At 41.7% G+C, this 11,732-nt stretch carries 13 protein-coding genes; all 13 read right to left on the bottom strand.

Features of this window, described 5'->3' with window-relative positions:
• Positions 1–9: 9 nt before the first annotated feature.
• Complete coding sequence (locus HU823_RS11780; protein WP_231607422.1) at positions 10–639, bottom strand: flavodoxin family protein; 630 nt, start codon at positions 637–639, stop codon at positions 10–12.
• A gap of 430 nt (positions 640–1,069) precedes the next feature.
• Positions 1,070–1,351 carry a DUF3817 domain-containing protein gene (locus HU823_RS11775; RefSeq protein ID WP_066391923.1) on the bottom strand — a complete coding sequence of 94 codons (282 nt, stop codon included), beginning with the start codon at positions 1,349–1,351 and terminating at the stop codon, positions 1,070–1,072.
• A gap of 207 nt (positions 1,352–1,558) precedes the next feature.
• A complete protein-coding gene (locus tag HU823_RS11770; protein ID WP_197222159.1) occupies positions 1,559–2,200 on the bottom strand; it encodes an SCO family protein in 642 nt (213 codons plus the stop codon).
• A gap of 23 nt (positions 2,201–2,223) precedes the next feature.
• Complete coding sequence (locus HU823_RS11765) at positions 2,224–3,597, bottom strand: PepSY-associated TM helix domain-containing protein (RefSeq protein WP_197222158.1); 1,374 nt, start codon at positions 3,595–3,597, stop codon at positions 2,224–2,226.
• A 119-nt stretch (positions 3,598–3,716) separates the two neighbouring features.
• Positions 3,717–4,349: a response regulator gene (locus HU823_RS11760; protein ID WP_197222157.1), complete on the bottom strand. Its 633-nt coding sequence runs from the start codon at positions 4,347–4,349 to the stop codon at positions 3,717–3,719.
• A complete protein-coding gene (locus HU823_RS11755) occupies positions 4,346–5,167 on the bottom strand; it encodes a sensor histidine kinase (RefSeq protein WP_197222156.1) in 822 nt (273 codons plus the stop codon). Before HU823_RS11755 ends, HU823_RS11760 begins: the two co-directional genes overlap by 4 nt.
• 86 nt (positions 5,168–5,253) lie before the next feature.
• Positions 5,254–6,150 carry a manganese catalase family protein gene (locus HU823_RS11750; protein ID WP_066391910.1) on the bottom strand — a complete coding sequence of 299 codons (897 nt, stop codon included), beginning with the start codon at positions 6,148–6,150 and terminating at the stop codon, positions 5,254–5,256.
• Positions 6,151–6,460: 310 nt separating this feature from the next.
• Positions 6,461–6,640, bottom strand: a complete 180-nt coding sequence (locus tag HU823_RS11745) for a 4-oxalocrotonate tautomerase (protein WP_144702325.1) — start codon at positions 6,638–6,640, stop codon at positions 6,461–6,463.
• Positions 6,641–6,651: 11 nt separating this feature from the next.
• On the bottom strand, positions 6,652–7,452 hold the full coding sequence (locus HU823_RS11740; protein WP_197222155.1) for a 2-keto-4-pentenoate hydratase: 801 nt from the start codon (positions 7,450–7,452) through the stop codon (positions 6,652–6,654).
• A gap of 3 nt (positions 7,453–7,455) precedes the next feature.
• Entirely contained in the window at positions 7,456–8,481 is a 1,026-nt protein-coding gene (gene dmpG, locus HU823_RS11735) for a 4-hydroxy-2-oxovalerate aldolase (protein WP_197222154.1), read from the bottom strand.
• On the bottom strand, positions 8,471–9,376 hold the full coding sequence (locus HU823_RS11730) for an acetaldehyde dehydrogenase (acetylating) (RefSeq protein WP_197222153.1): 906 nt from the start codon (positions 9,374–9,376) through the stop codon (positions 8,471–8,473). The genes dmpG and HU823_RS11730 overlap by 11 nt, the downstream gene beginning before the upstream one ends.
• Before the next feature lie 27 nt (positions 9,377–9,403).
• Positions 9,404–10,189 carry a 2-keto-4-pentenoate hydratase gene (locus tag HU823_RS11725; protein WP_197222152.1) on the bottom strand — a complete coding sequence of 262 codons (786 nt, stop codon included), beginning with the start codon at positions 10,187–10,189 and terminating at the stop codon, positions 9,404–9,406.
• A 71-nt stretch (positions 10,190–10,260) separates the two neighbouring features.
• Positions 10,261–11,730 carry an aldehyde dehydrogenase gene (locus HU823_RS11720; RefSeq protein ID WP_144702340.1) on the bottom strand — a complete coding sequence of 490 codons (1,470 nt, stop codon included), beginning with the start codon at positions 11,728–11,730 and terminating at the stop codon, positions 10,261–10,263.
• Between the last annotated feature and the right edge of the window lie 2 nt (positions 11,731–11,732).

Raw genomic sequence — 11,732 nt, 5'->3', positions numbered from 1 at the left:
CTCCCTTAATTAGCTGTTGCTTTCTACCACATTGCCTTCTGTTGGAATAGGATGTTCTTTTAATAATTTTGCAAAGTGAATCAGATTGTAAGTCATTATTTTATTGTGCTGCATCGTAAACTCATTCTTGTTACCTTCCGCTTCAATATAGGAAGGTCCTGGACCTGCTTCACCAACCCAATATGTATCCACATTCGGCGGTATGGTGAATCCAATGTGAGACAAGCCGTACAGAATGGAAGCACTCGCGTGTTTCGCTCCATCCTCATTACCTGTCACAACAACACCTGCCACCTTGTTATAAAATATATATTGGCCTTTTTCGTTCGTCATACCACTGGCCCCGTATAGCCTCTCTATTGCTTGAGTAGCAAGGCTGCTCTTTTCACCAAGCCAGAGCGGCGTTCCGATGATGAGGATATCAGCCTTTTTCACTTTTTCAAAAATCTCTGGCCACTCGTCACCCTCTCCTTCATCTGCAGAAACACCATAAGCGATCCTGTAATCAGCAAGCCTTACCATTTCTGTATCTATGTTGTTCTTATTAAAAATATGCACCGCTTCGTTCATCAAGCTTTCGGTATTAGAGACTTCATCACCACTTTTAAGAGACGCATTAAGTAGAAGTGCTTTAATCATGAGATTGCCCCTCCTTGTTTAAAACCATATTAAAGTATAAATAGCCGAAAATTAGAAAATTAAAACAATTTACACGAATTCTTAACATGACGGGAACAAAATGATTGAAATTACTAGGGACATCGGTTTAGTGAGCAGTGGGAAGTTAGCTTTTCCTTCCGAGGAGGACATTCGCACGTTCAGTGTTCTTGTGGAAAGCACATCTTTAGCATGTATTGTTGCTGAGGAGGCTTATTAAGTCTTGTTCGCTAGTAATTAAGCCAGAAACGCTATAAATTAAGTCTAAAATAAAATAATTAGGTCTGATTCATCTACAATTAAGTCAAAATCGAAAAATATACGCTTTTCGACAAATGATGACAAACTTTCTCTACCTTTACCCCATAAAAAAAGAGAGCCTTCCTAAATAAGGTGGCTCCCTCAAACAGTATTAATCTTTTAAAAACTTGCGGTCGAAAATGAAAGGTCCGAACGGCAGTACAGAAGAAACTAATGCCAAGAATGCACGCATAATCGGCCACTTCTTCACGTTATACACATACAGAATGACTAGAATATAAAGAACGAACAATAGACCGTGTAGAGCACCAACAATTGATACGGCCATCGGCTGATCTAAGAAATACTTCAACGGCATGGCGATGAAAAGAAGGATTAAGAACGAAGCCCCTTCAAGATATCCTACTGTTTTTAACGTTTTTATTGGATTCATAACTGAATATACCTCCATTATTGCATAATGACGATTCTATCTTTAGTTTTATCATAAGTAGGTAGAAGTTAGACTTCCAAACCATAACTATTGTGTGAACAAATGCAAAAAATAATTGGGGTCAGACCCCCAACTATTTTGCTTTTCCTCAGCTTTCCTTTTTCCACCGGGGTGTTTGCTCTATTTCTACTACCCCAAAAAGCTGGTTTACTTTTTCAGTCTATTTTTCATATCTGCAATTATCTCTTCGTATGGTGTATTTTCTACTCCATCATATCTGGATACGACTTTTCCTTCTTTATCCACTAAGAAGAAGGCTGATGCATGGATGAACTGGTCTGAGTTAGGATCAGCCACTACTGGTGTTTTGAATGAATCTCTTGCTAACTGTTCGATCTGTTTCTCTTCATAGCCACCAAGAAAGTGCCAGTTCGAAAAGTCTGCGTCATAGTTTTCACCAAACTTCTTCAATGCATCAGCATTATCCCTTTTTGGATCGATAGAGAAAGAAACAAATTCTACATCAACCTTCTCTTCCTTTGCCATCCCTTGCAGTTTAGCCATATGTGCAGTCATAGGCGGGCAAACTGTTGTACAATTTGTGAAGATAAAATTCGCCATCCACACTTTACCTTTTAAATCTTCCAATCCAAATTCTGCCTCATTTTGGTCTTTAAAAGAAAACGACTGAACGTCCCAGTCTAATGACTGAGACGTTTCCTTGCTTTCGCTATTATGTTGTTCGTGGTTCTTATGATTCTCGTGTTCGTCCTTTGATCCGCCTGAACCGCATGCAGACAATATAGCCATCGTCAGCACCAGTCCAAAAATCAGCATCATTCTTTTCATTTCTTTCTTCACCTCTACTAATTTTATGACAACCAAGCCTTAAGTGGTTTTACTCGTGGTATTACAAAGCGATCTAATAAGAATATAAAAACGAAAGATATACCTGCGAGTGGCATAACAATACCTGTTATGACCATGAGGATGATGATCCAAGGTTTTAGCTTCTTGTCCGATTTTTTTGGTACTCCTAATCTTCCAGAAGGTTTACGTTTCTTCCACATGATGAGAGAAAAGATGACGATCGCTACTAAACCGAGAGCAGCTATTACTCCTAAAATTTGATTAGCCAGACCAAAATAATGACCTTCATGCAGCGCAATTCCGATCGAAATCGCTTTAGCCATCCAGCCGTAATCACTAAACCTCACATCTTCTACTATTTCTCCGTTATACTGGTTAAAATAGACGGTAGCTTCATTTTCCGGTTTATCTCTTGAAGAAGCAACAGTAAATACGCCATCTTCTCCTGCAGGCATTGAAATCGTGTAAGGCTTTTGGATCTTGTTCTCTTGAGCTAAGTACATCACTTGATCAACAGAAAGTGATCCGTCATCTTTCGTTGATGTTGGAGCAGGGTTGTTCTCCGTTGCCCATGGAATATCTTCTGCGATCTCATCTGTCGTCTTTTCTGCGGTTGGCGCCATAAATGCATAAGTTGGATAACCTGCATTTGCATTTGTCGCCAGCTTGTTGATCTGTTCTCCCATCACACCTGACCATGGCAGCCCAGTAACGATAAGGATTAGTATCATCAACGACAGCCAGAACGCTGTCACTGCGTGAAGGTCTCTCCAGAACATGCGGCCATTCTTATTAAGGCGCGGAAAGATCGTTCCCATGAAAGTCTTTTTGTTTCTTGGCCACCAAATGTATAGACCTGTCACCAATATGATGATCGTCCAACATGCAGCCAGTTCTACGAATCGATTAATGAACGTTCCTCCAACAATCCATTCACTGTGAAGCTTAGCGACAACATTTTTGAAATGATCCTCATCAAGTATCGTTCCTGTTATAGACGCTGTGTATGGGTTTACATAAACCTGTGTAACAACATCATTTTCTATCACTTTTACTAAAGTAGCTCGATTATCTTCTTTCGGAAGTCTGACCGAACCAATCTCTGCGCCAGGATACTCCGCTTGAACAGTGTCAATCTGCTGCGAGAGAGGAAGAGGTTGGTCACCTTTTTGCACAATGATCTTGTCTTTGTAGATCATCGTTTCAATTTCAGCTTGGAATAAATATAATGCTCCACTGATAGCAAGTAAGATCAAAAAAGGTGCAAATATAATTCCGCCATAAAAATGCCATCTCCAAAACGTCTGGTAAAGACTGTTAGATTTTTTTGAAGCATTCTCGTTGTTTTCTGATAACTTATAAGCTGTTGCTTGCATATCTATATTCTCCTTATTCATACTCAATATGGAAAAGTATAAACAACAAGCTGGAAATGGTAATCACTCTAAAGGGTGATTACGAATATAAAATTGTGTCGATTGTATGACACTGGAAATTAAACGATTCCATTATCGTAAGCATAACTCGCTAATTGTACACGGTTTTCTAGATGCAGTTTCCCTAAAATGTTCTTCATATGAGTTTTAACCGTATTCTCAGAGATATTGAGAACTTTTGAGATTTCCTTATTGGAATGCCCCTTGGCAACCAATTGAAGCACATCTTGTTCCCGTGCTGACAGAGCTTGTCCAGCTTGTCCATCCTTCTTAAACTCTTTCCAAATTCGAAAAGCCATCTCTTTCGACATCGGTATTTCATCCATAGCATAAGCTTTTAATCCATTTAACATATCTTCTGTGTTCAAATTTTTAAGAAGATATCCTTGTGCCCCACGCTTTAAAGCTTCAAACCAGTCCGTAATGTCATAAGAAACCGTCATAATCACGATTTTTATGTTTGGAAACTGCTTTTTTATTTCTTTTGTTGCTTCAAACCCATTCATATTTGGCATAGAAATATCCATGAGTACAAGATCCGGCATAAGAGCTTTTGTCTTCTCTATCGCTTGTAAACCGTTGGATGCTTCACCAACAATTTCAAACTCAGTCTGACACTCTAAAATCTCTTTTACACCCTCTCGAGCAAGATGATGATCATCTACAATCAATAAACGAATAGGCTGTGTCATGCATTTCCCTCCTTCTCAATCGTGATTGCTGTTTTTCCTGCCGTGCTGGTAATCTTTAGCTGCCAGTCCATTGAATACGCTCTGTCATGTAAAATTTTCAGACCAAAACCCTCTGTTGGCTCTTGAGAATCAAATCCTGTTCCTTTATCTACAATCGTACAAACCCAACCTTTTGGAGTTTTCATCGTATCCAACCATACTTCATTCGTGTTAGCGTGTTTAATTACGTTGATAATTGCTTCTCGTACACAAGCAAATAATTCGATTTTTTCCTTTGAAGTCAGATCTTCATCTTGTAATCTCCACTCTCGATGAATCTTGAAATCATGCTGAGTCTCCATTTCATTGAAGAATGCATTTAATGATGTAGTCCACGAAATATCATCTTGAGCTGGAACGTTTCGAAGATTTTGAATCGCACTTCGCGTATCATCGTGAATGTGCTGCAACGTTTTCTTGAGTTTATTATACGATTTATCATCCTTACTAAACTCACTTACTAGCTTATTCACTTGAACCGAGAGAAAAAATAAAGACTGTGCGATGCCGTCATGCAGCTCTTTCGCAATTTTTTCACGTTCTTCTAAAACCGCTTTTTCTGACCGTTCTCTCTGTAGCTCCTGCTGCATACGCTCTAATCTTCCAAACAAGATATTCAAAAAATAAAGCGTAACAAGAAATACGATGATGGCAGAGAGCCAGTTTCCCGTGTTCATCGATATATAAGGCAACAGAACCGTATGTCTAACGTATTCCCATAAACCAACGGAGATTGTTGGAATCAGCAGGATCAACCACTTAATTTGTCTGTATGTCATCTGCCAGACTTCCCTTCACTTCTTACTAATTCTATAAACATCATAAATCATACCACAAAAAAACCGACGTATTATACGCCGGTTGATCAACTTATTCCTGCATTTTTCTTCAATCTTTCAGCAATCTGCATAAAATCTTCATGAGAGATACCTGGCGCAAACTCTTCTGAGATAGACCGTAACTCCGGCATCGGAGCACCAGCTGGAGCGCCGATCACTGTCTCAAGTGGACCACCTAACGGATGCTGACCTGCCCAGATTAATGCGATATCTCGATAATCTGTATCACTGAACGTATATAACTTTCGGTGTACGCCTTCTGCCTCAAATTTTCGCGTCGTTTCAAACGCCGAGTTCTCTAGATCAGGTACGGGAAGCATCTTCTTAATATCAACGCCTGTTACCATCTCAATCGCTTTTGCATAAGCCAATACGTGTACACCACCGCGTACAAGAAGATATCCAATCATCTCTCTGGCAACAGGGTTACTCGTCATCTCATAAACTCTCATCTTATGTGTTCTAGCTCCACACTCTAAGAAAAAGTTGTGCAGAAGATCAAGAAGTAGATTTCCACTGCTGAACACATAATCGCCGTTCCAAGCTTTTCCCATCGAATCAAAAGGGAAGGATGTTTGTGCCGTACCAATAAAATGTTGAGTGTTCCTTTTGTCTGTTGCAGCTGCCATCGGTGCGTCGTTCACATCTCCAGGATGTGTCGTACCATAAATCATCATATTGATCGTGTGTGAAACAAGCTCAACGTGCCCAAATTCTTCTGCTGTAATACTCGAGACGAGGTCAAAAAATGGTTTCAATTTTCCTCTTTTTCTAAAGTTAAAAGATTGATACATATAGTTATTAAGAGTCGACATCTCACCAAAACGACCACCTAACAATTCTTGAACTGCCGCTGCCGCATTCGCATCAGGATTCGTCGGTGTCGGCAGTTCGATCGCCAGCCGGTTAAAGCGTTTAAACATAAAGCTTCCTCCTCACGATTGCATGTCGTTTAAGGGTATGTGAAGTTATGATTGTACTATACCGATTATTTCATGAGGAAGATTGAGGAGATAAAATAAAGAAGTAACACAAATTTCTGGTATCGTTCGCGATTCTCGTAAATCGCTCACAAACCTCAAGAATCGCTCACAAACCTCAGGAATCGCTCACAAACCTCGAGAATCGCTCACAAACCTCGAGAATCGCTCACAAATCTCAAGAATCGCTCACAATCCACTCGCATCCAAAAAAAGAAACCCTTTGCTCGACAAAGGGTCTCATCTCTAGCTCTTAAAATTTTGGTTTTCCGCCAACTCCCCAATGCTTATTGGGAATCTCTTGGATCAGTACACGAACTTGTTCTTTTTTCACATCCAATGATTCAGCCGCCGCCAATGTTAACCGTTCCATCAGTTTGCTCAGCTGTTCATCTGTTCGCCCTTCTATCACTTGTACATGAATGATCGGCATGACCGTTACACCTATTTCACATATCTCGATGATAGTGTTACAGATCCCAGACCATCGAACTGTGCGACGATCGTGTCATCCATATCAAAAGCGATTGCTTCAGATAATGCCCCGCTCAAAACGATATCTCCTTTTAATAAACCTTCACCACGCTCGGCAAGCTTTTGAACAGCCCATGCTACCGCTTCAGCAGGATGACTAAGAACAGCAGATCCCGCACCAGTGGTCATCATCTCTCCGTTCTTACTCATCACCATTCCGATATTCGCCAGATCAAGTTCTTCTGGGCGAGCGAGCTTGCTGCCTAAAATCAATTTAGCGGATGAGCAATTGTCTGCTACAACATCCGGAAGTGTAAAACGAAAGTCCTTGTAACGGCTGTCGATCACTTCAATCGCAGCTACCACATACTTTGCTGCACGTATGACATCTGATGCTGTCACATCACTTCCCATTAAATCTTCACCCATGATAAAAGCAATCTCAGGTTCAGCTTTTGGATGAATGAGACGGTGTTGCTGTAAGGGTTCCCACTCGAATGCGAGCATATCACTCAAAAGATATCCGTAAATGGCTTCATGCACGCCCATCATCTCTTGCTTCGCTTTACTCGTCAGTCCAAGCTTAATTCCTAGACGTTTTGTCTGTGTCTTCTCCATGCGCCTTTCAATAAGTGCTTTTTGCAGATCGTACGCTTCTTCAATTGATAGTTCAGGAAATTGGTCTGTAATCTTGACCACTTCCGTCACGTCACTTTCCGCTTTTAACAGATAATCAACCAATTCCACGTTCGTCCTATTTGTAACCGTCATCTCCTACACCTCCAGTTTGGACTTTGCTAAGCAAGCTGCCACTACTAAGATCAGATCCTCTTGACCACCTACCGCTTTTCGTTTCCCAAGTTCTATTAAAATATCTCTCGAATCAACACCAAAGCGTTTACCCGCACGTTCTGCATGTAAAAGAAAGCTAGAATAAACCCCTGCATACCCCATCGCTAAACTTCCTTTACGAATTTCCTGCGCACCTGGCAGCATCGGTCCGATCACATCTTCTGCTAGATCCATCATTTTATAGAGATCAATACCTGTATCCACTCCCATTCGTTCAAGAACTGCGATCAGAACCTCGGTCTGTGTATTACCAGCACCAGCTCCTAAACAGCGGACGCTCCCATCGATTCTAGTCGCTCCTTCTTCAATGGCTACGAGTGTATTTGCAACAGCTACTGATAGATTATTGTGTGCATGAAAACCGATCTCAATATTTAGTGATTCACGTAATGCTGAGATTCTATCTTTCACTTCAAATGGCAGAAGTGCTCCTGCAGAATCGGTTACATAAACACCTTGCGCGCCATAGGACTCCATCAACTTTGCTTGTTCAACAAGCTTTTCAACAGGAGCGGAATGTGCCATCATTAAGAACCCGAATACTTCCATTCCAAGTTCACGAGCCATATGAATATGTTGCGCTGACACATCCGCTTCTGTTACATGGGTTGCGACACGAACAAGATTTGCTCCCAACTCATGCGCTTTCTTCAATTCATGTACGGTTCCAATTCCTGGAATCAAAAGGACGGCAACTTGTGCATTTTTACACACTCCAGCCGCTGTCTCTATTAACTTCATCTCATCCACAAGTGACCTTCCGTACTGTAAGGTCGATCCGCCTAATCCATCACCGTGGCTGACCTCGATGTAATGCATACCTGCTTCATCGAGTGACTTTGCAGCATCGTACACTTGTTTTTCTGTGAACTGATGCGACATGACGTGACTCCCATCACGCAGACAGACTTCCGTAATTTTTAGAGGCAGCGAGCTATTACGCATCATTGGCTGTCACCGCCCTATCCATGTTGAACTTGCCTAGCAAACGCTTCGCGACCATTTCGCCAGCATGTTTTGCTGCTGAGGTCATGATGTCTAAATTTCCTGCATAGCTCGAAAAGTAATCGCCAGCTCCTTCAACTTCAACAAAAACCGTTACCCGATCACCATCGAAAAGAGGTTCATTCTTCACCCTGTATCCAGGTACATAGCTTTTAACGCTGTTTTCCATGACAAGGATTGCTGTTCGTATTCTAGCTTCGTCCATCTCTTTGACTTCACAATATATGGTCGACCTCATGAGAATAGGAGGATCTGCTGGATTTAAGATGATGATGGCTTTTCCTCGCTCGGCTCCACCGACTTCCTCAATTCCACGCCTCGTAGTTAGTGTGAATTCATCGATATTCGCACGTGTTCCTGGTCCTGCACTTGATGATGAGATCGTTGCAGCGATCTCACCATAAGAAACATCTGCCACAGAATTAATCGCATGGATAATCGGAATCGTTGCTTGTCCGCCGCATGTGATCATATTAATGTTCTGTGAGTCTATATGTTCACTAAAATTAACAGGAGGACATACGAAGGGGCCAATCGCCGCAGGAGTAAGATCTATCACAGTCTTTCCCATATCTTTTAAAAGTTGTGCATGACGAAGATGAGCTTTAGCTGAAGTTGCATCAAACACAATGTCCGCTAAATCTGGTCTTTCTATAAAGTCATCAATGCCATTTGTAAACACTCGGTATCCAGCAGAGTTCGCACGCCTTAACCCATCCGATTCCATATCAATTCCGAACATCGCTGTAAGTTCAAGATCATCGCTTCTTTGCAGTTTATACATCAAGTCTGTACCAATATTGCCAGAACCAATAATCGCCGCCTTTATTTTTTTCACTATGGCTGATCCTTTCTATGCTGGATTTTATTCACAAAACGAGATGCTTACAGAGCCTAACTTTCCAAATGTGGCAGTCACTTCATCGCCTGACTCTAAATCGATCGCACTTGATAGAGCTCCTGGCAGGATCAACTCACCTGCTTTTAATGACATGTCATAGTCTGCTAGTTTGTTAGCGAGCCAAGCAACAGCATGTGCCGGATGACCGAGTGCAGCAGCTCCAGCCCCTGTTGCTCTGATCTCACCGTTCTTTAACATCGTCATACTTAGCATCCTAAGGTCGATCTGATCAATTTCATAAAAAGGTTTACCCACAACTGCTCTAGCTGATGAACCGTTATCTGCAACCGTATCTACTAACTTTATCTTCCAATCTTCTATCCTGCTATCTATGATCTCTAATGTGGGCACGAGAGCCTCAGTCGCCATCAACACGTCTATATACGTAACGTTTGGACCTTGCAAATCATCTTTTAAGATAAAGCCAATCTCTGCTTCAACTTTTGGCTTTATGAAATCTTTTCTAGACAGAACGGTACCTGTAGAAACCTTCATGTGATCGAGCAGATGACCATAATCCGGTTCGTCGACTCCAAGCATATTCTGCATCGCTTTACTCGTTAATCCTACTTTTTTTCCGATGATCACTCGTCCTTCTTCAAGTTTCCTTTCCACCCATTGCAGTTGAATATGATAAGAGTCTTTGACCGAGAGTTCAGGAAAACGTGTAGAAAGAGGTTCAACCGGTATTAATTTTTCTTCTGCTTCTAACAGTTCTGTCGTTAATTTAGAAATGATCTGTTGTTGCATGTATGTTTCCTCCCTTCTTTCATCAAAGAGCAAAACGCGACTGTCATCCAATCACGTTTTCAATACAGAATCTATAGTTTCATCGTGATCGTCTTCGCTTCTGAATAAAATTCAAAGCTGTGCCTTCCACCCTCACGGCCAATTCCGCTCGCTTTTGAACCACCAAAAGGTGTCCGCAGATCTCTTATGTACCAACAGTTGATCCAGAGCAGACCCGAATCAACAGCAGCTGAAACCCGCTGTGCCCGACGAATATCATTTGTCCACACTACGCCAGCTAAACCATATTGGGAATCATTCGCGATAGAAACCGCCTCTTCTTCTGTTTTGAATGGGATAACAACAAGAACAGGTCCAAAGATCTCTTCTTGTGCAACACGCCATTTGTTGTTCACATCATATAAAACGGTAGGTTCATAGAAGTTTCCTTCTCCAAGACCTGTTATCCGCTTACCACCGCAAGCGATCTTTGCGCCTTCTTTTATGCCAATATCTACGTAGGCTTCGACAGTCTCCATATGATTTTTAGACACAAGTGCCCCCATGTCTGTGTCCTCATGAGTCGGATCACCGACTTTGATTTGTTTTACAGCTGCCACAAACTTATCCATGAACTGATCATAGATGCTTTCTTGTAATAGAAGGCGTGATCCAGCAAGACAGATCTCTCCTTGATTTCGATAGATGGCATCGATTGAACCTTTTACCGCTTCATCCAAATCTGCATCTTCAAAAACGATATTGGCTGATTTCCCACCTAATTCTAGGGAGACAGGGATTAAGTTTTCAGCAGCGTTCTTCATGATCGTTTTTCCTGTACGTGATTCTCCGACAAACGAGATGCGACGCACGTTAGGATCTGTTGTCATCGCACTCCCCATCGTACTTCCCGGCCCTGTAATAATGTTTAAGACACCAGGAGGGAGTCCTGCTTCATTAGCGATATCTCCAAACATGACAGCAGATAGTGGTGTATATGAGGCAGGTTTGACGACAACGGTATTTCCTGCAGCAAGAGCCGCAGATGCTTTCCAAGTCATCTGCATGAATGGTAGATTCCAAGGGATGATAAGACTTGTTACTCCTGCTGGACTGTATTTGGCATATGACATGATGTTATGCTTGTCATAATGTTCACTGACCATATATTTAGACATCTCAGCAAAAAAGCGGAAATTGGATGCCGCTCTTGGAATATCGAACCCTCTGCTCTCTTTAATCGGTTTTCCAACATCGAGGGTTTCAACCATTGCGAGTTCATCTACATTTTTCATGATAAGATCCGCCATTCGGCATAGAATATCAGACCGATCCTCAACAGGCATCTTGCTCCAAACGCCGCTATCATAAGCATTTTTGGCAGACTGTATCGCACGTTTCGCATCCTGCTCACTGCCGTTAGCAACGAGTGCTAATCTTTGATTCGTCGCTGGATTAATAGATTCAAAGGTACCTCCAGAGAGAGCATCAACATATTCTCCATCGATAAAAAGTTTTGCATCCATTATCTTTACTTGTTGTGTCAGGGTTTCAGGTTTCATAA

Source organism: Fictibacillus sp. 18YEL24 (assembly GCF_015903855.1).
GTDB classification, from domain to species: Bacteria; Bacillota; Bacilli; order Bacillales; family Fictibacillaceae; genus Fictibacillus; species Fictibacillus phosphorivorans_C.
Note: the sequence above shows the minus strand (reverse complement) of the source record. Positions and strands in the feature narration are given on the sequence as shown.